The 26,194-nt window shown below is 36.8% G+C and carries 26 protein-coding genes; 4 read left to right on the top strand and 22 right to left on the bottom strand.

Features of this window, described 5'->3' with window-relative positions; all coding sequences use genetic code 11:
• Positions 1 to 4: 4 nt before the first annotated feature.
• From ACFYKX_RS01000 to yneA, 9 genes are all read right to left on the bottom strand, one after another.
• Positions 5 to 1,753, bottom strand: a complete 1,749-nt coding sequence (locus ACFYKX_RS01000; RefSeq protein WP_389357188.1) for an ABC transporter transmembrane domain-containing protein — start codon at positions 1,751 to 1,753, stop codon at positions 5 to 7.
• A 198-nt stretch (positions 1,754 to 1,951) separates the two neighbouring features.
• On the bottom strand, positions 1,952 to 2,392 hold the full coding sequence (locus ACFYKX_RS00995; protein WP_389357186.1) for a DUF6376 family protein: 441 nt from the start codon (positions 2,390 to 2,392) through the stop codon (positions 1,952 to 1,954).
• A gap of 69 nt (positions 2,393 to 2,461) precedes the next feature.
• Entirely contained in the window at positions 2,462 to 3,517 is a 1,056-nt protein-coding gene (locus ACFYKX_RS00990) for an SDR family oxidoreductase (RefSeq protein ID WP_389357184.1), read from the bottom strand.
• 194 nt (positions 3,518 to 3,711) lie between these two features.
• Positions 3,712 to 3,927, bottom strand: a complete 216-nt coding sequence (locus ACFYKX_RS00985; RefSeq protein ID WP_389357182.1) for a YneF family protein — start codon at positions 3,925 to 3,927, stop codon at positions 3,712 to 3,714.
• 84 nt (positions 3,928 to 4,011) lie between these two features.
• Positions 4,012 to 4,449, bottom strand: coding sequence for a sporulation inhibitor of replication protein SirA (sirA, locus tag ACFYKX_RS00980; RefSeq protein ID WP_389357180.1), 438 nt, complete (start codon positions 4,447 to 4,449; stop codon positions 4,012 to 4,014).
• Positions 4,450 to 4,650: 201 nt separating this feature from the next.
• Positions 4,651 to 6,654: a transketolase gene (gene tkt / locus ACFYKX_RS00975; protein ID WP_389357178.1), complete on the bottom strand. Its 2,004-nt coding sequence runs from the start codon at positions 6,652 to 6,654 to the stop codon at positions 4,651 to 4,653.
• A gap of 176 nt (positions 6,655 to 6,830) precedes the next feature.
• On the bottom strand, positions 6,831 to 7,064 hold the full coding sequence (locus tag ACFYKX_RS00970) for a DUF896 domain-containing protein (RefSeq protein ID WP_389357176.1): 234 nt from the start codon (positions 7,062 to 7,064) through the stop codon (positions 6,831 to 6,833).
• An 82-nt stretch (positions 7,065 to 7,146) separates the two neighbouring features.
• The gene (locus ACFYKX_RS00965; RefSeq protein ID WP_389357174.1) at positions 7,147 to 7,794 is read right to left on the bottom strand and encodes a YneB family resolvase-like protein; all 648 of its coding nucleotides are present in this window, start codon (positions 7,792 to 7,794) and stop codon (positions 7,147 to 7,149) included.
• Between the two features lie 9 nt (positions 7,795 to 7,803).
• Positions 7,804 to 8,139, bottom strand: a complete 336-nt coding sequence (gene yneA, locus ACFYKX_RS00960; protein WP_389357172.1) for a cell division suppressor protein YneA — start codon at positions 8,137 to 8,139, stop codon at positions 7,804 to 7,806.
• Positions 8,140 to 8,294: 155 nt separating this feature from the next.
• Here yneA and lexA point away from each other — a divergent pair, with 155 nt between their 5' ends.
• Positions 8,295 to 8,918 (top strand): transcriptional repressor LexA, encoded by a 624-nt coding sequence (gene lexA / locus ACFYKX_RS00955; protein ID WP_389357170.1) that lies wholly within the window; start codon positions 8,295 to 8,297, stop codon positions 8,916 to 8,918.
• 48 nt (positions 8,919 to 8,966) lie between these two features.
• Here lexA and ACFYKX_RS00950 read toward each other — a convergent pair whose 3' ends face one another.
• Positions 8,967 to 10,076, bottom strand: a complete 1,110-nt coding sequence (locus ACFYKX_RS00950; protein WP_389357168.1) for an HD-GYP domain-containing protein — start codon at positions 10,074 to 10,076, stop codon at positions 8,967 to 8,969.
• 297 nt (positions 10,077 to 10,373) lie between these two features.
• Here ACFYKX_RS00950 and ACFYKX_RS00945 point away from each other — a divergent pair, with 297 nt between their 5' ends.
• The gene (locus ACFYKX_RS00945) at positions 10,374 to 10,760 is read left to right on the top strand and encodes a hypothetical protein (RefSeq protein WP_389357166.1); all 387 of its coding nucleotides are present in this window, start codon (positions 10,374 to 10,376) and stop codon (positions 10,758 to 10,760) included.
• A 59-nt stretch (positions 10,761 to 10,819) separates the two neighbouring features.
• On the opposite strand, the gene ACFYKX_RS00940 is transcribed toward ACFYKX_RS00945, so the two are convergent.
• The 5 genes from ACFYKX_RS00940 to hflX all read right to left on the bottom strand — a co-directional run bounded on the left by ACFYKX_RS00940 (position 10,820) and on the right by hflX (position 15,898).
• Positions 10,820 to 11,227: a hypothetical protein gene (locus ACFYKX_RS00940; RefSeq protein ID WP_389357164.1), complete on the bottom strand. Its 408-nt coding sequence runs from the start codon at positions 11,225 to 11,227 to the stop codon at positions 10,820 to 10,822.
• Positions 11,228 to 11,358: 131 nt separating this feature from the next.
• Positions 11,359 to 12,693, bottom strand: coding sequence for a type I glutamate--ammonia ligase (gene glnA, locus ACFYKX_RS00935; RefSeq protein WP_389357162.1), 1,335 nt, complete (start codon positions 12,691 to 12,693; stop codon positions 11,359 to 11,361).
• Positions 12,694 to 12,730: 37 nt separating this feature from the next.
• Complete coding sequence (locus tag ACFYKX_RS00930) at positions 12,731 to 13,135, bottom strand: MerR family transcriptional regulator (protein ID WP_389357160.1); 405 nt, start codon at positions 13,133 to 13,135, stop codon at positions 12,731 to 12,733.
• 142 nt (positions 13,136 to 13,277) lie between these two features.
• A complete protein-coding gene (locus ACFYKX_RS00925; RefSeq protein WP_389357158.1) occupies positions 13,278 to 14,549 on the bottom strand; it encodes a methionine gamma-lyase family protein in 1,272 nt (423 codons plus the stop codon).
• Between the two features lie 92 nt (positions 14,550 to 14,641).
• On the bottom strand, positions 14,642 to 15,898 hold the full coding sequence (gene hflX / locus ACFYKX_RS00920; RefSeq protein WP_389357156.1) for a GTPase HflX: 1,257 nt from the start codon (positions 15,896 to 15,898) through the stop codon (positions 14,642 to 14,644).
• A 306-nt stretch (positions 15,899 to 16,204) separates the two neighbouring features.
• Between hflX and ACFYKX_RS00915 the strand changes: the two genes are divergently transcribed.
• A complete protein-coding gene (locus ACFYKX_RS00915) occupies positions 16,205 to 16,810 on the top strand; it encodes a trimeric intracellular cation channel family protein (protein ID WP_389357154.1) in 606 nt (201 codons plus the stop codon).
• Positions 16,811 to 16,841: 31 nt separating this feature from the next.
• On the opposite strand, the gene spoVK is transcribed toward ACFYKX_RS00915, so the two are convergent.
• The 4 genes from spoVK to ACFYKX_RS00895 form a co-directional block, all read right to left on the bottom strand.
• Positions 16,842 to 17,789 carry a stage V sporulation protein K gene (spoVK, locus tag ACFYKX_RS00910; RefSeq protein WP_389357152.1) on the bottom strand — a complete coding sequence of 316 codons (948 nt, stop codon included), beginning with the start codon at positions 17,787 to 17,789 and terminating at the stop codon, positions 16,842 to 16,844.
• A gap of 314 nt (positions 17,790 to 18,103) precedes the next feature.
• The gene (hfq, locus tag ACFYKX_RS00905) at positions 18,104 to 18,337 is read right to left on the bottom strand and encodes an RNA chaperone Hfq (protein ID WP_389357150.1); all 234 of its coding nucleotides are present in this window, start codon (positions 18,335 to 18,337) and stop codon (positions 18,104 to 18,106) included.
• Positions 18,338 to 18,365: 28 nt separating this feature from the next.
• The gene (gene miaA, locus ACFYKX_RS00900) at positions 18,366 to 19,325 is read right to left on the bottom strand and encodes a tRNA (adenosine(37)-N6)-dimethylallyltransferase MiaA (protein WP_389357148.1); all 960 of its coding nucleotides are present in this window, start codon (positions 19,323 to 19,325) and stop codon (positions 18,366 to 18,368) included.
• Between the two features lie 314 nt (positions 19,326 to 19,639).
• Positions 19,640 to 21,403, bottom strand: a complete 1,764-nt coding sequence (locus ACFYKX_RS00895; RefSeq protein ID WP_389357146.1) for a methyl-accepting chemotaxis protein — start codon at positions 21,401 to 21,403, stop codon at positions 19,640 to 19,642.
• Positions 21,404 to 21,831: 428 nt separating this feature from the next.
• Here ACFYKX_RS00895 and mreBH point away from each other — a divergent pair, with 428 nt between their 5' ends.
• The gene (mreBH, locus tag ACFYKX_RS00890) at positions 21,832 to 22,839 is read left to right on the top strand and encodes a rod-share determining protein MreBH (protein WP_389357144.1); all 1,008 of its coding nucleotides are present in this window, start codon (positions 21,832 to 21,834) and stop codon (positions 22,837 to 22,839) included.
• 63 nt (positions 22,840 to 22,902) lie between these two features.
• Here the strand turns inward: mreBH and ACFYKX_RS00885 are convergent, their stop codons facing one another.
• The 3 genes from ACFYKX_RS00885 to mutL form a co-directional block, all read right to left on the bottom strand.
• The gene (locus ACFYKX_RS00885) at positions 22,903 to 23,385 is read right to left on the bottom strand and encodes a hypothetical protein (protein WP_389357142.1); all 483 of its coding nucleotides are present in this window, start codon (positions 23,383 to 23,385) and stop codon (positions 22,903 to 22,905) included.
• A 170-nt stretch (positions 23,386 to 23,555) separates the two neighbouring features.
• Complete coding sequence (locus tag ACFYKX_RS00880) at positions 23,556 to 23,900, bottom strand: hypothetical protein (RefSeq protein ID WP_389357140.1); 345 nt, start codon at positions 23,898 to 23,900, stop codon at positions 23,556 to 23,558.
• Positions 23,901 to 24,303: 403 nt separating this feature from the next.
• A complete protein-coding gene (gene mutL / locus ACFYKX_RS00875; RefSeq protein WP_389357138.1) occupies positions 24,304 to 26,181 on the bottom strand; it encodes a DNA mismatch repair endonuclease MutL in 1,878 nt (625 codons plus the stop codon).
• Between the last annotated feature and the right edge of the window lie 13 nt (positions 26,182 to 26,194).

Raw genomic sequence — 26,194 nt, 5'->3', positions numbered from 1 at the left:
CCGTTTACCCTCCATGTTCCACAAGTTCTTCAAGTTGTTGGCGTAAATACATCTCTTTATACCAACCTGATTCCATCATTAACTCATCGTGGGTTCCCCTTTGAGCAATTCGTCCATTTTCAAGGACAATAATCAGGTTAGCATGCTTAATCGCACTTAATCTGTGTGCTGTGATAATTGTGGTTTTTCCTTCCCGATTCTCTTTCAATGCAGATAATATAGATTCCTCCGTTTTTGCATCAACGGCTGATAGCGAGTCGTCAAGAATAAGCACTTCTGGATCCATGATTAACGCTCGTGCAATAGATATACGTTGTTTTTGTCCACCTGAAAGAGAAACTCCTCTTTCCCCTACAACCGTTTCATATCCATTTGTAAATTCGAGTATATCGTTATGGATATTTGCTATTCTGGCAGCATGATATATTTCCTCAGTATCTGATTCTGGTCTAGCGAAAGAGATATTTTCACCGACTGTTGCCGAAAACAAGAAATGGTCCTGAGGTACGTACCCTATAGTACCCCTAAGATTAGCCAACTTATATGTATCTAGCGGTCGGCCTCCAAATGTAATTTGCCCGTTGGTAATGTCAAACTCCCTAATTAATAGCTTTAATAAAGTAGTTTTACCAGCACCTGTTTTTCCTACAATCCCTACCGTATCTCCTCTATTAATTGAAAAATAAATATCCTTTAACAAAGGTTCTTTTTCGTTCGGGTATTGGAATTCATCAATCTGATATTGAATATCTCCACCAGGTGTTCGATCTGAAACTCCCTCTTCATCTTTAATATCAACTTTCTCATTCAGTAGAGCAGTTATACGATCGTAGGAAGCTCTTCCGCGTTCCACGATATTAAACAACCAGCCAAATGCAAGCATAGGCCAGATTAACAGACCTAGATACGTTGTAAATGAGATTAATTGACCGATCGTAAGTTCACCGTTTATAACAAATCTGGAGCCGAATGAGATAGCTAAGAAGAAAGAGATCCCAACAATGATAGAGATGGTCGGATCAAATAGAGAATCTATTTTGGCAACCGATATGTTTTTTTGAACAACATCCTCTGATTGTTTTCTAAAGTCTTCAATATCTTCTTTTTCTTGACCAAATGTCTTAATGACTTTAATCCCTGTTATACTCTCTTGAGTCTTGTCATTTAATGAAGAGAACGCTTCCTGAGCTAAATGAAATCTCTTATGTAATAATGTCCCATACCAACTAGTTAATAGAGCCATAAAAGGCATAGGTATTAAACATATAAGCGTTAGTTTCCAGCTGATCGTCGTTGCCATTGCAAGAATTACAAAACCACCTGTTGCTAAAGAATCCACAAGAGTCAAAACCCCTGCACCTGCTGTTTGTTGGACGGCCTGAAGGTCATTGGTGGCATGAGCCATTAGGTCCCCTGTCCTACGCTTCTGATAAAACCTCTGTGACATATTGGTAAAGTGGTTATACAAGTTATTTCGTAATAACCTTGAAAGCTTTACCGCTGAACCAAAGATCATAATTCTCCAATAATAACGTAAAGAATACATAGCTAGCGCAACTAGAGCTAAAACCCCAATCCACTTAGCGAGCACTCCCCCAGTAAGGGTTCCCCTCTCGATTTCATCAACAACAATTCCAATGACTTTAGGGGGCACTAATTGTAAGAGCGCAACTAGAAGTAATAGAAAAATACCTGTTAGATAGGACTTTTTCTCCTGTTTAAAAAACCACATTAAATGAACAAACACTTTCATGATGAAATCCTCCGCCTAAATTACTTCAAACTTAATGAAAAAATCCAAAATCACTCTTTCCGATTATTTTTAGAATGACTAAAATAGTTTACCAAATATTAAGAAAACAAGAAAGTTATTTATTTTACATTTTTTTGAATAGCCTATTTTTCCATTATAAAAATAAAAAAAGAAGAGTGAATCCACTCTTCCCCATGCTTAAAGTCCAAGACTCTCTATTCGGTTTATTAGATTAGTTACTTCCGTTAACGTATTGAAAAGTTGTGAGTTCTCAAGCTTATCAAGTGCTACATGCCCATTCTCCAATACTTTATCTATTTCAGCTAAAAGCAATTCATTTTTTGCTACAAAATCTTGATGTACATCTTCTACTACAGTTGGGATGTCACTCAACTGTATAAATTCTTCCACATCAGCCTTTAGACGAATCAATTCAGTCTCAAGTTCAGCTCTAACTTCTTGATTTGTTGCAGCATCACTAATTAATTGAGGAGCTTCCTCAGCAAACGCATTTAAATTTTCGATATGTTCAGTTGCTGTAGTTACATAATCTAATGAGTTATTAACCTCACCAATGAAGGAACAAGCACTCAACAACACAGAACTTATAATTAGACCTATTAAGATGATTCTCTTCAAGTATTCCACTCCCCCTAGAAATCTCATACACAAATGTATACGTATTTCAATAGAGAAAAGTTTCATAAATTATCTATTCATTATATATGAAGAAATTATTTTGCTTAACATTTTATCATCCATGTTTAAAATCGGTTTCCCAGATTTACTCAATAGTTCTTTCGTGTTTTCACATGGAAAATAAATATCCCGCCCCCAGTAACTTTTAAAGGCGGATAGTGGTTTATTAAACAACTTCTCATCTTCTCTTAATTGGTGTTCAGAGTCAAACCCTATGGCATAGAGGCTTGGTAACTCCAAAGTGTCTTTGATGATCTTTAAAATGTCTCCTTGTTTAAGCGGATAAGGATTTGTAACATTAAATATGTCCCCATTCTCACTACTTTGTAGTGCTGCAACTAACACCGTTGAGACATAGTCTACCGGGACCAAATTTGCTGTTGTTTCAGTATTAAGCATGATATGAAATTTTGTTTCTCTAAAATTGTCTTTTCGCGAGATTTTCCTTTTTAAAACCAGTAGACTTTTTAAGAGGCCATACAAGCCGAAACTCGTATCTGCTTCTCCAGTAACTGAATCTCCAATAATAATAGATGGTCTTAAAATATTGACAAACATTTGATCTTGATAAGAGCTTACCAGATGTTCTGCTAAACATTTTGTCTCCTCATAATTATTAACAAAACTTCGATTTGTTGAATAAAGCTTTTCTGAACCCTCATTCTCAAGGCCAATTGTGTATGCAGTACTTACATAGAAAAATTTTATACAGCTAAGATTCTTTGCAAACTCTAGTGTATTTTTAGTCCCTTGTACATTAACTTGATATGACTTTTCTTTGTCTTTTGGGTCAAATGATAGTAATGCCGCCATATGGAAAATAGCATCTAGTTCCCCTCTTAGATTATCCTGTAGTTCCTCAGACACACCTAAATTATTTAGAGTTACATCCCCTTCGATAATATTTACTCTTGATTTCATTTGAGGAGATTCGATTGATTCGATAAAAGAATTGAGTTTTTTGGAGTTTCTAACTAGTAAATAGAGAATATGCCCCTCTTTTAGCAAATCCCTTGCAAGTTTCTTACCTAAAAATCCGTTTGCCCCAGTCATTAAAATTTTCATCTTAAAAGCTCTCCCTGCATATTTTACTTTTCACATTATCAACTGAATCAAATTTTTTGAAGTGATCCTACTTCCTTATTTTTAGGCTTAGGGATCTTTTCTATGAAACGTAACAGAAAAAAACCGCTCTTCCTGTTAATTTCAAACAGAAAAAACGGTTTTTGTTTAGAAAAGCAGAAAATAATACCCAGCTATTATTTCATTTGTTGCTTGTTCATTGCACTAAGCATCTGGTTGATTTTCTTCTGAGATGGTTTCATACCCATTTGCATCATCATCATTTTTAACATTTGTTCATTAATTGGTGGATTTTTCTTTAAGTAGCTCATCATGTATTTACGAGCAATGAAAAATCCTAGTGCTACACCAGCAAGTAATGCTAGTATACCTACTAGAATATATGTCCACATATTACTTCCTCCTTCATGTTGTCTATCATACAGTGTACTAAACCAAAGAACATTATACAATATTTGCTTTTGAAATTCTCGTATTTAGACAAATTTTCTTTCTTTAATTGGTTTTAGCCACCCGTATCGGTAATGCTCTAAATCTATCGCTAAAAAAGAACTTTCATGCTTTCTTAATACTTCAAAGAAAATTGTCTCAGCGTCGTAACTACCATAAGAGCAAATAGAGATATATTTATCAAAAATTTCTAGCTTTGCGGAACTTAGCTTACCATTTTCTATATAATATACCCCTTGTTCTGTTCGAAAATCCTTCATTCTTTGTAATTGCAGATTTAAGTACTGATGTAACCTTATACTTGGAATTGGCTTTGTTATATAATCAACTTGCTTTGTTAAAATCGATCTCATTTCACCAATAGATTCATTAAACTCGTTAAAAAGCTGAAAAAACATTTTCTCTCTACCAAAATAGTGGGAGGCAAAATCATCTTCAATTAAGTATAGCTGATAGGTTCTCACCGTATCTCCCTCCTTATAAAGACAACCTTTTCCTCATTATATAGAAAATCTTTTTGAACGTTTGTCTTAAAACGTCAAAAACTTCCACTATTTTTGTCGAATTTGCACATTTCTAACTATTCAAACATTTTAAGAGAGTGTTTTCAGCTATTAGAAAGCAAAAGGACACAGAAACTAGTTCCTGCGCCCTTTCCCCATTAATTAGTTTGAAAGAAGAGCTTTCACTCGCTCTACTACATTCTGTACTGAAAAACCGTATTCTTCCATAATTTTTTCACCAGGAGCAGAAGCACCAAATTGGTCGATAGCAAGCACATCTCCTTCATCCCCGGTATATCTGTGCCATCCTAAAGATGATCCCATCTCAATCCCTAAACGTTTTTTCACATTTTTCGGGATAACACTATCTTTATATTCTTTCGTTTGTTGTTCAAATCTAGCCCATGATGGCATACTTACTACTGAAGCTTGAATTCCCTCGCCTTTAAGTGCCGTCTGTGCTTCTACAGCTAATCCTACTTCAGAGCCTGCAGCAAGCAGAAGCACATCCGCATTTCCTTCCGCTGGCGAAACTACATATGCACCTTTTGATACGCCTTCGTAAGCATTTTTATCCGTATCCTTTAAAGTAGGTAGATTTTGACGAGTTAATACTAATGCAGTTGGTCTATCACTTGATTCTAGTGCTAGCTTCCATGCTGCTGATGTTTCGTTTCCATCCGCTGGACGAATGACATCTAGATTTGGCATGGCCCTAAGTGATGCAAGTTGCTCAATCGGCTCATGTGTTGGACCGTCTTCACCTACTGCAATACTATCATGTGTAAATACATAAGTGACTGGCAAGCCCATTAGCGCAGCTAAACGGATTGCTGGTCGTAAATAATCAGAGAAAACAAAGAATGTACCTCCAAATATTTTCAGTCCACCATGTAAAGCCATTCCATTCATGGCTGCACCCATGGCAAATTCTCTAACTCCAAACCAAATATTTCTTCCTTCAAATGAATCTGGAGTAAAATCGCCCGAACCTTTTATCATTGTTTTGTTTGAACCAGCTAAGTCAGCAGATCCACCTAAGAAGATCGGTAAGTTTTGTGCTATTGCATTTAACGCTTCACCAGAAGAAGCACGGCTTGCTAAGCTCTTACCTTCTTCATAAACAGGAAGGTCTTTATCCCATCCCTCAGGTAAGGAGCCTTTCATTGCCAAATCCAATTGAGCACCAAGTTCTGGGTATTCATTCTTATAGGCTTGGAACATTTCATTCCATTCTTTTTCTTTCTTCTGACCATTCTCTAAAACTTGCTTCTTAAATTGCTCATATACTTCTTGAGGTACATGGAAATCTTCCTCGAAAGTCCATTGATATGATTCTCTCGTTAGTTGTCGCTCATCACTTCCTAGTGGAGCACCGTGTACATCAGATTTACCAGATTTGTTTGGCGATCCGAATCCAATGACCGTTTTTACTTCAATTAATGTTGGATGATTTTCATCATTCTTTGCTGCTTCAATCGCATTTGCAACCTCCGTTAAATCATTGCCGTCTTCTACTCGAATATATTGCCAGCCATAAGACTTAAAACGCTGCTCAACACTCTCAGAGAACGATCTGTCTAAATCACCGTCTAACGAAATATCGTTTGAATCATAAAGAACAACAAGTCTACCTAGTTTTAAATGCCCTGCTAGAGATGCAGCCTCAGCAGATACACCCTCCATTAAGTCACCGTCTCCACAAATACTGTATGTATAATGATTAACTAAATCATATTGATCCTTATTATAGACTGCAGCTAAATGACGTTCTGCCATTGCCATACCCACTGCCATAGCAATCCCTTGCCCTAATGGACCTGTTGTTGCATCTACACCTGGAGTGTGACCGTATTCAGGGTGGCCTGGTGTTTTACTGCCCCATTGACGGAAGTCTTTAATATCATCCATTGTGACATCATAACCCGATAAATGAAGTAAGCTATATAAAAGCATCGAACCATGACCAGCAGATAAAACAAAACGATCACGATTAAACCATTCTGGATTTTGTGGATTATGATTCATGTGCTTCGTCCATAATGCATAAGCCATCGGAGCTGCACCCATAGGCATTCCTGGATGTCCTGAATTTGCTTTTTCAATTGCATCAATTGAAAGAGTTCTTATGGTATTAACTGCTAGTGAATCTACTTGTTCAAACATATCAACATCCCTTTCTTGAGTAGGCTTACTCTAATAATATAATAGTCCTCAATTTTTTTATACAATTGAATGTGACTATATTAGAAAAATTACTATATACTGCATCCTCTAACACAATATTCCTATTATAAATGCAAAAGAAGGAATACAAATTTTGCATTCCTTGATTGACCTATTTAATGTAGATCCTTTTTATTTTTCAATTTTTTAAGTTTCTCCGGTGTTACATCGTCTCCATTCGGATCTATAAATGTTACACCTTGCAAAGTATCTAACATGGAAGAACGAAATGTTTGTAAGTACTCTCGCCTTAATGTCGACTGTTCCTTTGCCTCTTCTTCAGTTAATTTTGAGGTCTTTGCCTTATTGGCTAACTCATTTATCCTAGCTATTTTATGTTTAGGTAGCATAATCAGGCTCCTTTGTGTCAAGTCTATCTTTGATTAAAGTCATATTACTAAAAACTTTATCGTTTGACAAGAAAAGAGCCTACTAATCCTGTAATGATTCTATGTGCTCCTTATACCTTCTATGTGCAGTCGCTTTAGAAATTTCGTAGCCAAATCCTCTTAACGTGGCAGCAATCTCAGCAAAGGTCAAATCGTTATTACGCAACCTAACAATCTCACTAATTGGTACATCGATTCTTTCTCTGCCCGCTGATATACCTTGATTCTTTAAGTTTTTCTCGGGTTTATACCCTTTTGCTATCGCTCGGTTCACGCCTCTCTTGATTTTAATATTATGTAACTTTCTCTGATACTCTTCTACCATTCCAACAATCTGCAGAACCATTGAATCCGAATCTGAAAGTTCTAATTCACCGTTATGAGAAATGCTATAAAGTTTTACCCGTTCTTTTAATATGCAATGAATAATGGCAATTTTCGTATTCCCACGACCAATTCTCGTTTCATCCTGAATCAAAACGGCCTCTATTGAATCATCCTTAATAAGAGATAATAGCTCAAGTATTCCGTCCCTTTCCATTTCATATCCGCTTGCCTTCTCCTTGATCACTGACACTACATTAAAGTTTCTATTTTTAGCTAGTAGTAATAGTTCTTCCTCTTGTCTCTGAAGTGAAGATTCTTGACTATCTTTGTTCGTACTAACTCGACAATATATAATCGCTTTCATTTAATCTCCTCAATCTAGTTGTTCATTATATGAGCTTGCAATTTGTTTAGAAAACTGTAGCTCTTCTGTTAAAACGGGGATCATAATCTTTTCGCCTACATATAAATGACTTCCACTTAATTGGTTGTTTTGTTTTACCCAATTAATAAATTCTCCAGGACTCAATTCGTGATAACTTGAAAATTCCTTCGATATACTCCATAGAGAATCTCCCTCTTCAACCGTAATTTCAACAAATTCATCTTTTAGTTCTTTCTTTTCATTTCCCAACAGAACGAATGTAACAGTAAAACTTAATATTACAAGAATAATAGTATATGAGTATTGATTCCATAATTTTTTCATAAAGACACCTCTAACTAAGAATGTATGTTCGATTTATATTCTGATTATACTAGGAACATTTGTTTGGTGTCAACAAAAATTCGAACTTATGTTTGTATACAATGGTAATACATGCTATAATTAATGCAAGATTAACCATATGAGGTGCGTAAATTATGGCAAAACTATCAAAACGCCAGCAGGATATTCTTGCATTTATAAAAGAAGAAGTGAAACTCAAGGGGTATCCACCTTCTGTTAGAGAGATCGGTGAAGCAGTTGGCCTAGCATCAAGCTCAACCGTTCATGGTCATTTGGCAAGATTAGAAAGCAAAGGGCTAATTCGAAGGGACCCAACAAAGCCTAGAGCGATTGAGGTATTAGATTTGGAGGAAGAATCCCACATTCCTAAATATAATGTGGTCAACGTCCCTGTAATTGGTAAGGTAACTGCAGGACTACCTATTACAGCCATTGAAAACGTTGAAGAATATTTTCCTCTACCGGAGAGGCTTGCTCCGTCTGATGATCAAGTATTTATGCTAGAAATAATGGGAGACAGTATGATTGAAGCTGGAATCCTAGACGGAGATTATGTGATCGTTCGTCAGCAACAAACTGCAAATAACGGTGATATTGTTGTAGCAATGACCGAAGAGGACGAAGCTACTGTAAAAAGATTCTTTAAAGAAAAAGATTATATTAGACTTCAACCCGAAAACTCCACATTAGAGCCAATTATTTTGCGTCATGTTTCTATTCTCGGAAAAGTAATCGGTGTTTATCGCCATATACACTAATAACAAAAAAGCCAGCGAGGAGAACCGGTCCTATTCGCTGGCTTTATTTTAATTTAATAGAGTATCTGCTTCTATAATTTCTAGAGTCAAATTTTGATGTGACGATAAATCAATATCATAAGGTTGTACTTCTTCACCATACTCATCTTTAATAATCCTTAGCTCTGGTCGACCCACAGCATTAAAATTATATTTTGAGACGATTCCTGTTCGCCCATCGTTTAACTTCACCGTTAGACCTGGTGGGTAGACAGCAATACAACCCCTAAATAACTCAATTTGTTTACTGTCAAATTGAGTACCACTTCCCGCATAAAGTAATTCTAGACCTTTGTGAGGCAAAATAGCCCGTCGATATGTTCGATGATTCGTTACTGCATCAAATACGTCTGCAACACTTAATATTTTTGAGTAGTGATGAATCTTGTCTCCTGTTAAACCTCTCGGGTATCCTTTCCCATCGATTCTTTCATGATGCTGAAGTGCACAATGGGCAACAGGTAGTGGAATTTCATGAATTTTTTTAAGAAGGCCAAACCCTAATTCCGCATGTGTTTTTACATGCTCGTATTCCTCCGCTGTTAAGCTTCCATGTTTATTGAGAATATCAGGTGAAATAAACATTTTACCAACATCGTGCAACATAGCACCAAGACCTACCTCTTCGATATTCTTCAATGGCCACCCATTTTCTATTGCTAATTGACACACATAAATGGATACATTCAAGCTATGGGAGTAAACATAACTATCATGCACTTTCGTTGATGCTAACAAATTTAATGCTGTTCTATTGTTTGAAAGTACACTATGTATATCACGAAAAATTTTCTGAAAGCTCCTAATGGCTCTTCCAGTCTTAAACATTCCTTGAATATTATTCTTGCTAGAATTCAAACCCGCAATAGAATCTAACCCATCTGTTATTACATTCACTGCTTCTATTCGAAGTTCTTCAGGGATAACATCTATTATTTCTATCCCTTCGGATGCATCATCTTCTATGTAAACTGTAAAGATATTTAGTGTTTTTAGTCTAGTAATTAATGGATCTGTTAATGATGTACCTTTTGCTAAGAGAATATGGCCGTTTTCGTTATAAATGGATTTGCCTAATTTAACCCCAACTTCACATTTCTCCAATGTTGTTAACCGCATGACTTTCCCCTCTATCACTTTTTCAATTTGTTGCAAATTCTATGACAAGCACCAGCTGTAAATGAGTCCCTAGTTTAGTTTCGCTTCAATTCCTGGGCACGATAAAGTAAAGAAGTCCCACTCCTTATTGAACACTTTACAAAATTCGACTTTAATTGCGATAATCCTTCCTTAACAGTAATTATTTGAAAAAAATGTGAAGTTTTCGTGATATCCAGTTCTATTTGTATTGACCACATAGTGTTAACTCTATTAAAATTTATAGGTATAAACACCTATCCACAAGGAGTTATTAAGATGAAGGTTGAAAGTGTTATACGGCTCGTTAATACCATGTGCAAAGACCATAAATATGCAAAGGCTAGACCTCTAATTGTAAGTGAATGGAAGCGTTTAACAGAATCTAAAAACTATCACTTATTAAATTCTAGTGCACAGCAATTTATTAAAATCATTAAAGAAGAGCAGGAAAACGGGACTATTGTCCATTTGTCTTATACTGATAAACAAGTATTGAATGTAATTAACTCTTATGTGAAAGATTCACATTTTCAGTATGCACGCAAAATTTTTTCAGAGCACCTTGCTCTACTTGAAAAACAAGAAGCACAGAGCTGGCTAACTTCGGATGCTAGATATATTTTTAATGCTTGGAAGAATTCAACCTCATCAGATCCATCCTAATTAGAGTATTTGAGACATATATAAAAGGCACTTCGACTTAAAATTGTCGAAATGCCTTCTTATTCTACAATTATCTTTAACGCCATTAAAGCGTGGCCTGCACCACATAACTCTGAGCAATTGCCAAAGTATTCTCCAGGCTTTTCAAAACTTATTTCAATTGATTCTCCATGCTGGATGACTTTTCCTCCAACCCGAAGTCCATGTTGAATTTCATCATCACTTGTAAGTGTAAGCTTGACTTTTTCTCCAACTTTTAAGTTTATCTCCGCAGGTTCAAAAATAAAATCTTCAATCTCTGGCCCTGTTTTACCAACGACCAAGATTTCCTCCATGCTATTGTTGGTTTGCCGCTCATTAGCAACATCAGCGTTTGCTGTTTCATCATTTACTTTCTTCTCTTTACTACAAGCTACTAAACTAGTGAATACGAGTAAAATGAATAGTGTAATAAATATTTTTTTCATGAAATCCTCCTGAAATGATTGGGACTATTGTAGTTTAGCAGCAAAAAATTAATGTTTCAAGAAGTATATTTCCAACTGTGTGCCGCATCTAAAAAAGCCTTAACACTGTCGTGTCAAGGCTTTTATCAGTCTTAGAACATTTGCATATATTGTTCTCTTTCCCAAGGGTGAACTTGTGTACGGAACATATCCCACTCGATCTCTTTCGCTTCAACAAAGTGTTCGAAAATGTGCTCACCTAGAGCAGATACGATTACTTCGTCAGCTTTTAATTTGTCTAGAGCTTGAGCTAAAGTAGCTGGTAGATCTTCAATGCCCTCAGCTAAGCGCTCTTCTTTGTTCATAACATAGATGTTACGATCAACCGGTGCAGGAGGAGTTTGTTTATTCTTAATCCCATCAAGACCTGCTTTTAAAAGTACAGCCATTGCTAAGTAAGGGTTAGCAGCTGGGTCCACACTACGTACTTCAACACGTGTGCTAATTCCACGCGATGCCGGAATACGAATTAATGGAGAACGGTTTCTAGCTGACCATGCAACGTAGCAAGGTGCTTCGTAACCAGGTACTAAACGCTTGTAAGAGTTAACAGTCGGGTTTGTAACCGCTGTAAAGCTTGGTGCGTGATTTAGAATTCCTGCGATAAATTGACGAGCTGTATCACTTAATTCTAAATTTCCAGTTGTGTCATAGAATGCATTTACACCATCTTTGAATAGTGAAACGTTACAGTGCATCCCAGAACCGTTTACTCCGAATAATGGTTTTGGCATAAATGTTGCGTGTAAACCGTGTTTACGAGCAATTGTCTTAACCACTAGCTTAAACGTTTGAATTTGGTCACAAGCTGTTAAAGCATCAGCATATTTAAAGTCAATTTCATGTTGTCCAGGAGCTACCTCATGGTGAGATGCTTCAATCTCGAAGCCCATTTCTTCTAGCTCAAGAACGATATCACGACGGCAGTTCTCACCTAAATCTGTTGGAGCTAAGTCAAAGTATCCACCGTTATCATTTAGTTCTAAAGTAGGTTCGCCTTTTTCATCTAATTTGAATAAGAAAAATTCTGGCTCAGGTCCAAGATTAAAATCTGAGAATCCTAAGTCTTCCATTTCTTTAAGAATACGTTTTAAGTTGTTACGAGGGTCACCTTCAAAAGGAGTACCATCAGCATTGTAGATATCACAGATTAAACGAGCAACTTTACCTTTTTCAGCAGTCCAAGGGAATACAACCCATGTATCAACATCAGGGAATAGGTACATATCAGACTCTTCAATACGTACAAAGCCTTCGATAGAAGAACCATCAAACATCATTTTGTTATCTAATGCTTTTTCAAGCTGACTAATTGGAATCTCAACATTTTTGATTGTTCCTAGAATGTCAGTGAATTGCAGACGAATAAACTTTACGTTTTCCTCTTCTGCCATTTTTCTAATATCATCTTTAGTGTACTTAGCCATTTTGTATTTCCTCCCTAAATTTTAATTCTATTATTTATTAATGAAAGAAGCGGGACATATCTCCTTGACGTAAAGAAGACCGATTAAATCTCCCAGCTTGCATTAATTCGGATTTCAGAATCTTTCTAAGTTCTGCATCTGATAATTCACGTTTTGTCTTTTCATTTTTCTTCATTACTGCGTTAAGTTCTTGTTCAAGTTTGACAGTAAATAATTGCTTTATCCCTGCCATATTGACACCTTGATCAATCAAATCCTTAATTTCTAATAAAGTATCAATATCATTCAATGAAAACAATCTTCTATTTCCGTCTGTTCTAGCTGGAGAAATCAATTGGTGCTCTTCATAGTAGCGAATTTGCCGAGCCGAAAGCTCAGTAAGCTGCATGACGATTCCAATTGGAAATAATGGCATTGTACGACGAATTTCACTTCCGCGCATCTGATTTCCCCTTTCATTAATTACTTCTTGACCTTATTATATGTAATGTAAGAAAATCTGTCAACTACATGTTAGGTTTTATAACATAAAAATTTTCATAAAAAAATAGAGTGGATTTGATTAACCACTCTTTTAATTTTCACTAATTTATTTTTATTAAACCTTTTACTAATAATCTGTTTAGAGCTATGCAAATGGCGATTTTAACATGAGAGTAGGTAAGTCCACCCTGTACGTACGCAACATATGGTGGCCGAATCGGTCCATCAGCCGTCAGTTCAATACTTGCTCCTTGTATAAAGGTACCAGCTGCCATAATAACATCATCTTCATAACCAGGCATATAAGCTGGATAAGCAGTTACATGCGAATTTATAGGAGATGCAAATTGAATAGCCTGACAAAAAGAAACCATCTTTTCTTTATCATCAAACTGCACGGATTGAATAAGGTCCGTACGGTTTGCATTCCAACTAGGATTCGTATTCATACCGAATTCTTCTAAAAGAGCTGCTGTTAAAACTGCCCCCTTCAATGCTTGGCCTACGACATGTGGTGCCAAGAAGAAACCTTGATACATTTCTTGTAAACTATAAAGGGAAGCTCCAGCCTCTGCCCCGATTCCTGGTGACGTCATACGATACGAACAAGATTCAACAAGTGATTGTTTACCTACGATATAGCCACCTGTCTTAGCAATCCCTCCACCAGGATTTTTTATGAGCGATCCTGCTATTAGATCAGCCCCTACATGACATGGTTCTAGGTCTTCTACAAATTCTCCATAACAATTATCTACAAATACAACAACATCTGATTTAATTTCTTTTACAAAGGAAATCATTTCTTCGATTTGAGCAATCGTAAATGAGGGTCTATTTGCATATCCTTTAGATCGCTGAATGCCAATCATTTTTGTATTTGGTTTTATGGCCTTTTCAACGGCAACAAAGTCAACTTGGCCTTCCTCGGTAAGGGGGACGCTATTATAATCTATCCCAAATTCCTTTAAGGATCCATTTCCTGTCCCTCTAATCCCAACAATTTCTTCTAATGTATCGTAAGGACGTCCCGTTATATAGAGAAGCTCATCCCCAGGACGAAGAACACCGAATAAAGCAATCGAAATCGCATGTGTCCCAGAAATGATTTGTGGTCTAACTAAACCAGCCTCGCCTCCGAATACATCTGCATAAATCTTCTCAAGTGTATCTCTCCCGATATCATCATACCCATACCCTGTTGAAGGAATGAAGTGTGAATCACTTACCTTATGCTTTTGATAACTTACTAAGACACGAAATTGATTACTTTCAATTTGGCGGTCAATATTCTGATGCTTTTCCGAAATCCGCTCCTCGATCTCAGCAACTTTTTTTTTCAGACTTTCCCCATATTCTAAATGTTGATACATGGTGTTCTCCTATCTACTTGATATTCAATTTAGCTTTTTTATAACTGAATGAAACTTTAACAATTCGCTCTAGCTCTTATGAACCATGTCATTTAAAAGGAGTACTTATTAAGCTGGCCAGATATTTGATGGTCCTGTAATGAGTAACCTTTACAAACATACAACTGCTTTTCTTCATTAAAAGAAAGCTCTCTAAGAATAGTGTCATTCTTTAGTTGTGAGAGAAGCTTCCCTTCTGTTGAAGGAACTTCAACGTAATAAGATTCCATCATTTCTATGACCATCTGTTCAACTTTTTGCTTTAAATGTACTCGGTCTTCTTGGTCAAAGGCACTTATGCGCACGGTCTCTGTTTTAGCAGAAGGGACAAAGTCTGGATGTGCTATATCCCTTTTGTTATATACAGTTAATTGAGGAATTTGTTGAATCTCTAGGTCTTCGAGTAGTTTGTGTACGGTCTCTTCATGTTGAAAATAATCTGGACTAGACATATCTACTACATGAAGAAGTAAATCAGCTTCTCTTACTTCCTCTAATGTTGAACGAAACGCAGCAATTAAGGTCGTAGGAAGATCCTGTATAAATCCAACGGTATCTGTTAACAACGTACCAAACCCACTTGGAAGAATCATTTTTCTTGTCATTGGATCAAGCGTTGCAAATAATTGATTTTCTTCATATGAGTCTGCTTCAGTTAGACGGTTGAATAAGGTGGATTTTCCGGCATTTGTATATCCAACTAAAGCGACCTGAAACGTTTTGTTTTTCTTTCTTCTCTCCCGGTAACGCTCACGATGCTGAACAATAACGGAAAGTTGAGCCTTAATATCATCGATGCGTCTCCGAATATGACGGCGATCGCTCTCTAGCTTTGTTTCACCCGGTCCTCTTGTACCAATTCCAGCCCCGAGTCTAGAAAGCTGTGTTCCTTGTCCACCTAATCTTGGGAGAAGGTATTGTAACTGCGCTAGTTCAACCTGCAGCTTTCCTTCCTTTGAACGAGCACGCCCCGCAAATATATCTAATATTAATTGTGTGCGGTCAATAATTCTAGCACTAATTTCAGAAGCTACGTTCCTTACCTGGCTAGGTGACAGTTCATCGTTAAATATAATCAGGTCGGCTTCCACTTCTTCAGCCAACATTTTTAATTCTTCTACCTTCCCTTTACCTATGTATGTAGATGGATGTACTCGATCTCTTTTCTGGGTTAAGGTTGCAAGTACTTTTCCCTTCGCCGTCTCTGTAAGTGAGGCAAGTTCCTCCATTGAATAGTCAAATCTCAAATCATCCTCAGTTGTATGACACCCTACAAGGATAACCTTTTCAAATTCATACTTTTGTTCCAAACGATCAACTTCTTCCTAAATAAAGTCTATATAGAGGTTTACAGGCAGTGTTTATACCCTGCACGAATACCTCATTCTTCCTTTAACAATTCCTTTATAACTGATTCTTATGGATCAATTCCTTCATATCTGTAAACATCATACCAAAAACTTTTCATCAAAACTAATTTTACTAAAACTTATTATTATATTAGACAAAATGGTTGAATTTATTGTGCAACATGGTAAAATCATATTGTTTGTTTAGGATTTACATTCATATATATAGATAATTAGAATTTTCATCACAGAGGAGAAAACATCATTATGACTTGGGATGTATTAAGCATGATTGGAACTGTCGCTTTCGCGGTCAGTGGTGCCATCATTGCCATGGAAGAAGAATATGATATTCTCGGAGTATACATACTAGGGATTGTAACGGCCTTTGGGGGTGGCGCCATTCGGAATTTATTAATAGGAGTGCCAGTCTCTGCGTTGTGGGAACAGGGGTTATTTTTTCAAATCGCTCTCTTGTCCATAACAATCGTCTTTCTTTTTCCAAATAAATTACTTAAACATTGGCAAAAGTGGGGAAATTTTTTCGATGCCATCGGATTATCTGCTTTCGCCATCCAAGGAGCTATTTATGCTTCTGATATGAATCACCCCATTAGCGCGATTGTTGTAGCAGCTGTTTTAACAGGAAGCGGAGGAGGGATCGTTCGAGATTTACTTGCTGGTAGAAAACCTCTAGTATTAAAATCAGAAATATACGCAGTATGGGCAATCCTTTGTGGATTATTAATCGGCTTTAAAGTAATTACTTCACCTGTTGAATTGTATATGTTATTTATAACCATTACTGCCCTTCGTGTAATTTCCTACACTTATAAATGGAAACTTCCTATTAAAAGACTTACGATTAGCTAAAAGGATTCCGAGCCATTCGGAATCCTTTTACTTACTCATCTTCTTCAAAAACGAGGTCATTACTCCTGATGGTCATTAAATCATGCCTATCAAAATTACTCTGCATAAGCAACCTCATCGCTTGGGTACGAATAGATTTCTCAAGTATATTTCGAATGTATCTTCCATTGGAAAAACTAACAGGGTTTAAGGTCTTTATCCATAATAAGTGTTCTCTCAACTTTTTTTCCGCTTCATGGCTCAAGACATATTCCTTTTCCTTTAACATTCGCTCACCAATTTCCATAAGCTGTTCAATTGAATAGTCAGGAAAATCAATGACGAGAGGGAAACGGGAATGAAGACCAGGATTTAAGGTTAAAAATTGATCCATTTCACGAGAATATCCTGCAAGGATCAAAATGAAATCGTGCTGCTTATCCTCCATATGTTTAACCATTGTATCAATTGCTTCTTTTCCGAAATCCTTTTCCCCACCCCTTCCAAGTGAATATGCCTCATCTACAAAAAGGATGCCCCCCATTGCCTTTTTAATTAAATCCCTAGTCTTCTGTGCTGTATGACCTATATACTCTCCTACAAGGTCTGCACGTTCCGCTTCTATTAAATGACCCTTGGAGAGAACATTCATTTTTTGAAATAGCTTTCCTATTAATCTTGCAACTGTCGTCTTTCCTGTTCCAGGATTCCCTTTAAACATCATGTGTAGAGCTTGCTTGCCGACTTTTAAACCGGTTTCTTCTCGTTTTTTATTTACATATATCCACGCATAAATTTCCTTAATCATCTTTTTCATTTCTTCCATTCCAACAAGAGCTCCTAATTCCTGCTCAATTTCCTTCAATGCAGTATGCTCAGGGGGAATGGTCTTTGGAACAACGTTTGATTCTGGTGGTTCTTTTGCTACTGCTTTTTTCTTCTGTGAGTTAAGTACAATACTAATTTGTCCGTTATTTTTCATCCGAATAGGTCGGTCCAAAGCTTTCACCTCACATTTCACCAACAGTATACGCCTAGATGCTTTATTTGTGACAAAAGCCTAGTATGCAGTCATATATATTACTCTATAAGCCCTTTCTCGATTGGAGCAAAACCGACACTTTTTATTTAATGTTTTGGTATGAATCATGTCGCATTATGCGGTTTCCCGAGAAATAAGCGTCTATTCTATATGTATTCACATAAGTCCCATTTCATTAAATAAAGTTTTCAGATCATAACTTTTATTTATGACCCATTAAAACGAAAAGAGCCCGCCTCTATTGAGAAGCGGGCAAAAGATTCATTTATGTTTTACTGCTGAACTTCCATATCAATATGAACATTTCGTTGTGGAGCAAAAGTTGAAATGGCATGTTTATATACAAGCTGTTGCTTACCTTCCGATTCAAAAAGAACCGTAAAGTTGTCAAAGCCTTTAATTTGTCCTCTTAATTGAAAGCCGTTAAGTAAGAAAACTGTTACACTTGTACCGTCTTTACGTAGTTGGTTTAAAAACTGATCTTGGATATTAATGGATTGTTTCATGGTTAATCCTCCTCTTTTATCTCTAATATTATGTATTCGATTTTATTTCAAGCTTTCCTTCAATATACGTGGAAATTTCCACAATTTTTTTTCTAAATTGCTGGTCATCTTCAACCTCAGTCATATCAAACCAGTTTACATCCATTTTATTTCGAAACCAAGTTAACTGTCTTTTCGCATACCTTCTTGAATTTTGCTTAAGGATTTCAACGGCATCTTCCAAGCTAACGCGATGATTGAAATATTCATAAAGCTCTTTATATCCAATAGCTTGAATGGATTGACAATCGCGAAGACCCTCGTCAAAAAGCGCTTTTACTTCCGCTAAAAGACCTTCCTTCATCATCATGTCAACCCTAGCATTAATTCTGCTATAAAGTTTTTCTCGATCCATTGTGAGTCCTATAAGTGCTGTATTGTAAATGAGTTCAGGACTTTGATTCTGCTGGTACTCATCCATCGTTTTACCTGTACAATGATAGATTTCCAGGGCTCTAATCACTCTTCGAACATTGTTTGGGTGTAAGTTTTCAGCACTTTTAGGATCAACTTTAACTAACTCACTATATAATGCTTCATTACCCTCTAAGGCTGCTCTAGAAGTTAACTGTTCTCGAAATCCCTCATCCGAAGGGGCATCTGAAAACTGATAGTCATTTATAACTGATTGGATATAAAGACCTGTTCCACCAACTATAATGGGTAGCTTTCCCCTTACCGTTATATCTGAAATCTTTTCTCGAACCAATTCTTGAAACTCTGCAACGGAAAAAGATTCATTTGGATTTTTAATATCAATTAAATGATGGGGAACCCCATTCATTTCATCTTTTGTTACTTTTGCAGTTCCTATGTCCATACCTTTGTAAATTTGCATTGAATCGCCACTAATAATTTCTCCGTCATACTTCTTGGCAAGTTCAATACTAAGCTTTGTCTTTCCGACGGCAGTTGGACCAATTATAACGACTACTTTATCTTTTTCCATGTTAGAAACCCCACATTGCCTTTTATATCTTTCTTTTTATTAATTCTTTTATTCCATCCTAATGTTACCACAAAACAGTTGTATTCTTTAAACTTTGTATGTAAATCTCTTGTAATGCAAGGCAAGTGGCTCTTGTAAAAATAAATCAGTTGAACATCTATGCATTATGCCCGATTCTGAGTTTCATATTCAAAATTTTGAAGGTTTTTTATCAATAAGGAAAAATTTATATTCTTCAATGTCGACTTAAAAGATTTGAGATTACCTTCTTTAGACAAAGGGTTTAAATCATTATAATTTAAACCCTTTTCAATCTATAATTTAAACTTTTGAACCAACTCTCTTAAATCCTGTGCCATATGGCTTAAAGAATCAGATGATGATGAAATTTCTTCCATAGAGGCTAACTGCTCTTCAGATGATGATGCAACATTTTGAGAGTTTGCAGATGTTTGTCTTGCTACATCCTCGATTACTATAATCGTTTCTTTTACCTTTACTGCATTTTCATTTGCAAGTTCTGTTGAGGAAGATACTTTTTGAATTTGATCAGTAACATTTTTAACAGACGTGAGAATCTTTTCAAATAATTCTCCCGCTTCGTTCACAATCTCAACACCTTCATGAACATCACTTGTCCCTTTGGACATAGCTTCCATGGCTTCAGAAGAATCTATCTGGATCTCTTTAATTAAATCTGATATTAAACTTGCAGATTTTTTCGATTCCTCAGCTAATTTTCTAACTTCATCTGCTACAACCGCAAATCCTTTCCCGTGCTCTCCTGCACGAGCAGCTTCAATAGCAGCATTTAGCGCAAGTAGATTGGTTTGTTCAGAAATCCCCGTTATCACTTGAATAATTTGACCAATTTCTACTGATCTTCCTTCTAATTTCTTTACAACGTTTGAAGAATTTGAAACAGAATCAGTAATGGTATTCATTTGGTTAATAACTTTTTGGATCACTTTATATCCTTGTTCAGCTTCAGTTGCTGCCGAGGTAGAGGATTTGGAAACGGAAGTAGCCATAGTTGAAACTTCGCTTAGCCCTTTCGCCATATCCGATAAGGATTTCGTTCCATCCTCAATGCTTCTTACCTGTGTTTCATTTGATGAAGCGATAGATTGCATAGCTACCGTTACTTCATTTGTGGCAATCTTTGTCTGTTCGGCACTTGCAGATAATTGTTCTGAGGAAGCAGCAACTTGCTCACTTGAAATATGTACTTGCTCTAGTAATTCACGTATCGTTTTAGCCATTTCTTTAAATGAAACGGATAACTCCCCTATTTCATCTGTAGCTTTAAATTCCTCTACTTCGATCGCCAAATTACCACGGGCAATTTCTTTTGCACTTTCATTTATTGATTGGATCTTGTTTAAGTAACTGCGTACAAAGAAATAATAAGCCACGCTTCCAATAATTAGTGTCACAACCCCAATTAAAATTGAAATCATTCTAAGAGCATCTAAATGTTCATAAAACTCGTCTGTATAAGCTCCTATCCCAATCATCCAATCCCATGGTTGATAATAAGATACATAGGCTAATTTTTCCCTTGGTTGGGTCTCACCTTTGTTTGTCCAATCATATGTATGTGTTCGTTCATCTGGGTTTTCTCTCTTTGAAATGCTTAATAGATCACGTATTAAGTAATTTCCATCCGCATCTTTTAATTCTGATTTATCCTGTCCCTCTAATCCCATTGGATGAGCAGTACTTATCAGCTTACCATCGTATGCAAACATATAGCCTTGTTCTTTATATAAGAAAGCTGCTTTATTGAAATCTCTTTGGTTATCAGTCGTACTAGGACCCGAGATGAAATTTGCTGCAATTTCTTTCGCCTCTTCTAAACTAATTTCTCCACTTTGAACCTGTTGATCCAGTTGATTAAGAATCGCAATAGCACCATTTACAGAGTGACGTAGGTCAGTAACCCCTGCATCAACCAATTCCTTCTTAGCAAATGTGTAGCTAATCGTGCCGAATAGTACCGAAACAATCAACAAGATAATGAAATTTAAAGCTAAAATTTTTGTCGTGAGACCTTTCTTAAAAAATTTTGACCTCATGTAAGTATCTCCTTTGGTGAATATTTTTTGAAATTGTCAAAGAGATATCAGGTTACTTTTAGTCATAAACATAGTCCTATTAAAATAGCACTTTGAGAATGCTTTTTTCACTAGAGGAGTTTAAACCTAGTACAAAAATACCATTTTCGACAATTCACTACAAATTATACCAAGCGAGATAAAATATTCAATCTAGTTCCGATAAAATTCACACAAAATATTCATTTTAGTTTTTTTAAATCATTTTTTCTATGTCATATATCATATTTCAAATAAGCTATAAAACTACCACCGATTTCCTGTTATTTTACATTGTGTTAACGATTAGATGACATTCTTTCGTTTACCCCCAAAACTGTGCTAATTTATTAGAATGCTATTTATGATAAATAATAGAACATACAATTATGTAGATTGGCGGGGAATAGATGTTTACAACTTCAGAATTTGGGATTGATTTAGGAACAGCAAATGTACTCGTATATTGTAAAAATAAAGGAATCACATTAAATGAACCTTCAGTAGTAGCGATTGATGCGGTTACTAAAAAAGTCTTAGCAGTTGGCACGGAAGCAAAAGAAATGATTGGAAAAACACCAGAAAGAATTGTTGCGATTCGCCCACTTAAAGACGGTGTGATCGCCGATTATCATATAACGACAGAAATGGTCAAACATATCCTTTATAAAGCTTCAAAAAATATGGGATTAACGATTAGGAAGCCAAATATTGTCGTATGTGTTCCGTCCGGTTCTACAAGTGTTGATCGAAGAGCCATTCATGATGTAGTAAAAAATGCAGGGGCAAAAAAGGTCCATATCATCGAGGAACCCGTTGCAGCTGCAATCGGAGCAGGTCTCCCGGTAGATGAACCAGTGGCTAATGTAGTAGTCGATATTGGCGGTGGTTCCACAGAAGTTGCATTAATTTCCTTCGGTGGAGTTGTTACTTGCCATTCCGTTCGGATTGGTGGAGACTCAATGGATGAAGACATTATCCAATACGTTCGCAAATCATATAATGTATTAATTGGAGAAAGAACTGCTGAGCAGATTAAAATAGAAATTGGCTATGCTCCATTGGACCATGATTCATTAGAGATGGAAGTTCGGGGCCGAGATTTAGTTACAGGACTTCCCAAGACCATCACTTTAACATCCAATGAAATTCGGGAGGCAATCAGAGAATCCCTCCTACACATTCTAGAAGCAATACGACTAACCTTAGAGGATAGCCCTGCAGAGTTAAGTGGCGATATTGTTGATAGAGGGGTTATATTAACAGGTGGTGGATCGTTGTTAAATGGTTTAGAGGAATGGATTAGTAAACAAATACAAGTACCGGTCCAGCTAGCCTCAAATCCACTAGAATCCGTAGCAATAGGTACGGGAAAAGCACTGAATTACTTACAAAAAATACAACCAGCTGTAAAATAAGAATTAAAATAGTAGACACCCTTGATTGGTGTCTACTATATATATTTATTAAGGCTATACGGCTTAATGATCGTCTAAAATAGCTCCCCCTAAAAGCCCCGCGCCTAATCCTAATAATCCAGTACTAAGAGCCGGATTAAAACCACCGTAACCATAACCTGGTGCTCCTGGGTAACCATGGCCTCCACCAAAGCCTGTTCCTACTCCTGGATAACCTGGGCCTCCGAAACCTGCTCCCGCTCCTGGATAACCATAGCCTCCAAAGCCTGTTCCTGCTCCTAGATAACCATGGCCTCCAAAGCCTGTTTCCGCTCCTGGATAACCATAGCCTCCAAAGCCTGTTCCCGCTCCTGGATAACCTGGGCCTCCAAAGCCTGTTCCCGCTCCTGGATAACTTGGGCCTCCAAAGCCTGTTCCCGCTCCTGGATAACCTGGGCCTCCAAAGCCTGTTCCCGCTCCTGGATAACCTGGGCCTCCAAAGCCTGTTCCCGCTCCTGGATAACCAAAACCAAATTGTCTAGATGAATGATTCAAATATGGATTCAATGTAATTCCCCTTCCTAATTGGTTTTCAGTCTAGTATATGTACCTATAAAAAAAGGGGAAGAGGAGTACAAGTTAATTGGGCTTATGAACTAGCATGAGTTTGACTAAGGTTACATATAAAAAGGAAAAGCATCTCTAACAACACCCAATCGACGTTGTTAGAGATGCTTTTAAGTCTGACTTTTTCTCATTCTATTGAAGTATATAAAGATTGGAAGAGGGATGACGATAAATCCTAAGCTTTTAATGATTTGATTTTTTGCTCTTTCTTGTTGACGTTGTTTTTCGTCTTTAATCATTTGCTCATATTCAGTGCGTAGTTCTTCCTCCGTCAACTCCGCCTTTTGTCCTTCAAACTTTTCATGTTGTCTCATCGTTTTGAAATCAGTATAACTCTGATAGTAAGATGGTGGACTAACTAAATCTGCTGAGGCCATAAAAATTGAAATGCCGCCACCGATCACCATCATAAGCGTGGCAAATAAAACTAAATACGTATACAAATGACGAATCATATCTTCTTCCCCCTCTTTATTTTTTGCGACAAGGGCAATTATGAACACTACAATTACGATAGGAATCAAAGAAAATAACAATCCTAAACTCACCATTTTACCACTCCAATCACATGGCCTATCTTAAATATAGTTTATATAGCTACTGAAAACCAGCTTGTTCGTTCGACTATTTTTTGAAAAATCAGGAACAAGTGAATTTTGGCAATATTTTATACCTCTATATACATTGACGATCATTTGATGAAAAAGTTTCACGAAAACGTATTTCCCTCTAGGCTGATTACGTTAAATTTTGCCGTATTCAGATTTGTGTTAATGCCACTATAACTCTAGAAGATCCTTACTAACCAAAAAACGCCAGAACATCGTTCAAACATTTGAACATGTTCTAGCGCTTTATTTACATCACTCTCTTAAACATTTTCTCTAACTCATAAGTTGAGTATTGAATAATGATTGGTCTCCCGTGAGGACATGTGAAGGGGTCTGTTGTTCTTCTTAAATCATCTAACAACGCTTGAATTTCTTCGTTTCGTAGATATTGATTTGCTTTTATAGAGGCTTTACAGCTCATCATAATGGCTGCTTCCTCTCTCAGCTTCTTAATATCTACTCTCTTCATATGAAGTAGTTGTTCAATCATACTCTCAATAATTTGCTGTTCTTCTCCTTTGGTAAACCATTGTGGGTGTGCTCGAACGATAAAGCTATTATGACCAAACGGTTCTAGGAAGATCCCTACTTTTTCAAGCTCGCCCTGGTACTCTGATATTTTCATATATTCATCTGTTGAATACTCGAGCGTTAAAGGTACCAACATGTCTTGGAGCTCACTTGCCACTTGCCCTACTTTTTCCTTAAAGTATTCATATTTTATCCGCTCTTGTGCAGCATGCTGATCAATAATATATAGTCCCTTTTCGTTTTGGGCTAAAATGTACGTTCCGTGCATCTGACCAATTGGATATAGAGGCGGAACCCTTTGTCCCATTTCAGTTGTTTCCTGACTAACTAGCTCTTGATGTGTTTCCTCTTTTACATCATCAATGAAACTCTCTTCATCCTCATGGATCATCTCCACCTGCGCTGAGGTCGATTCCACTCTAGTAGGCTGAAACTCTTCTAAAGTACCCGGTTGATAGAGTCTCTTAGCTGGCATTTCTCTCTGTAAGACTGGAGATGATTCAAATTTTACCGGTTTACTAGTCGTGTCCGGTAGATGATCCAACTCAAAAAAAGTCTGCTCAGATTTAGGCTTTTCTCTTTTTAATTGTGTGTAGCCTGATGGAATAAGCTCTTCTTTTTTAAAAGTATTCTTAATCGTTGAGGTTACTAATTCATTTAATTCATGCTCTTTACTTAAACGAACATCCATTTTAGAAGGATGGACGTTCACATCAACAAGTAACGGATCCATTTCAATATTTAATAGGACAATCGGATAGCGACCGATCGGCAAAAGAGTATGATACCCTTCCTGTATGGCTTTTACCAATGGATAGTTTTTAATAAATCGGCCATTAATCATCGTGGAAATATAGTTTCGGGACGCCCTTGTAATTTCAGGAAGCGCAATCCAACCATTTAATTTGAAATCTAATGAGCTAGCCTCAACCGGAATCATTTTTTTCACAATATTTAAACCATATATAGCTGCTAGAACTTGCCTTACATCGCCATTTCCATTTGTATGAAGCAACTTTCTTTCGTTATGGAGTAACCTAAACGATACTTCAGGATGAGAAAGGGCCAAACGATTTACTATATCCGTTATATTTCCTAATTCAGTGTGAACTGTCTTAAGATATTTAAGACGCGCAGGAGTGTTGAAAAACAAGTCCGTAATCGTGATATCTGTCCCTTTTCTGCTTGAAGACTTTTCAGAAACCTCAACTTTTCCACCCTCAATGACTACACGATTACCTGTTTCACCAGTAGAAGTCTTCATTTCCAGTCTAGAAACAGAGGCGATACTCGGTAATGCTTCACCACGGAAACCTAGTGTACGTATACGAAATAAGTCATTGTCTGTTTTAATTTTACTTGTAGCATGCCGTTGAAACGCCATTAAAACGTCGTCTTCTTCAATACCGTGTCCGTTGTCAATGATTCGAATCTTTGAAAGGCCAGCTTCTTCAATTTCGATTTCAATAATGGAACTTCCCGCGTCTATGGCATTTTCGACGAGTTCTTTTACCACAGAAGCAGGGCGTTCCACCACTTCACCAGCAGCTATTTTGTTCGACAATGCATCGTCTAATTGAATGATTCTTCCCACACATACACCTCCT

It is taken from the genome of Cytobacillus spartinae (assembly GCF_042865285.1).
GTDB classification, from domain to species: domain Bacteria; phylum Bacillota; class Bacilli; order Bacillales; family Cytobacillaceae; genus Robertmurraya_A; species Robertmurraya_A spartinae.
This window is presented reverse-complemented; position numbering and strand designations above follow the sequence as displayed.

Coding starts and splice junctions, on each gene's coding strand:
- ACFYKX_RS01000 (WP_389357188.1), bottom strand. CDS start 1,753: ATGAAAGTGTTTGTTCATTTAATGTGGTTTTTTAAACAGGAGAAAAAG.
- ACFYKX_RS00990 (WP_389357184.1), bottom strand. CDS start 3,517: ATGAAAATTTTAATGACTGGGGCAAACGGATTTTTAGGTAAGAAACTT.
- ACFYKX_RS00985 (WP_389357182.1), bottom strand. CDS start 3,927: ATGTGGACATATATTCTAGTAGGTATACTAGCATTACTTGCTGGTGTA.
- tkt (WP_389357178.1), bottom strand. CDS start 6,654: ATGTTTGAACAAGTAGATTCACTAGCAGTTAATACCATAAGAACTCTT.
- ACFYKX_RS00970 (WP_389357176.1), bottom strand. CDS start 7,064: ATGCTACCTAAACATAAAATAGCTAGGATAAATGAGTTAGCCAATAAG.
- ACFYKX_RS00965 (WP_389357174.1), bottom strand. CDS start 7,794: ATGAAAGCGATTATATATTGTCGAGTTAGTACGAACAAAGATAGTCAA.
- yneA (WP_389357172.1), bottom strand. CDS start 8,139: ATGAAAAAATTATGGAATCAATACTCATATACTATTATTCTTGTAATA.
- lexA (WP_389357170.1), top strand. CDS start 8,295: ATGGCAAAACTATCAAAACGCCAGCAGGATATTCTTGCATTTATAAAA.
- ACFYKX_RS00950 (WP_389357168.1), bottom strand. CDS start 10,076: ATGCGGTTAACAACATTGGAGAAATGTGAAGTTGGGGTTAAATTAGGC.
- ACFYKX_RS00945 (WP_389357166.1), top strand. CDS start 10,374: ATGAAGGTTGAAAGTGTTATACGGCTCGTTAATACCATGTGCAAAGAC.
- ACFYKX_RS00940 (WP_389357164.1), bottom strand. CDS start 11,227: ATGAAAAAAATATTTATTACACTATTCATTTTACTCGTATTCACTAGT.
- glnA (WP_389357162.1), bottom strand. CDS start 12,693: ATGGCTAAGTACACTAAAGATGATATTAGAAAAATGGCAGAAGAGGAA.
- ACFYKX_RS00930 (WP_389357160.1), bottom strand. CDS start 13,135: ATGCGCGGAAGTGAAATTCGTCGTACAATGCCATTATTTCCAATTGGA.
- ACFYKX_RS00925 (WP_389357158.1), bottom strand. CDS start 14,549: ATGTATCAACATTTAGAATATGGGGAAAGTCTGAAAAAAAAAGTTGCT.
- ACFYKX_RS00915 (WP_389357154.1), top strand. CDS start 16,205: ATGACTTGGGATGTATTAAGCATGATTGGAACTGTCGCTTTCGCGGTC.
- hfq (WP_389357150.1), bottom strand. CDS start 18,337: ATGAAACAATCCATTAATATCCAAGATCAGTTTTTAAACCAACTACGT.
- miaA (WP_389357148.1), bottom strand. CDS start 19,325: ATGGAAAAAGATAAAGTAGTCGTTATAATTGGTCCAACTGCCGTCGGA.
- ACFYKX_RS00895 (WP_389357146.1), bottom strand. CDS start 21,403: ATGAGGTCAAAATTTTTTAAGAAAGGTCTCACGACAAAAATTTTAGCT.
- mreBH (WP_389357144.1), top strand. CDS start 21,832: ATGTTTACAACTTCAGAATTTGGGATTGATTTAGGAACAGCAAATGTA.
- ACFYKX_RS00880 (WP_389357140.1), bottom strand. CDS start 23,900: ATGATTCGTCATTTGTATACGTATTTAGTTTTATTTGCCACGCTTATG.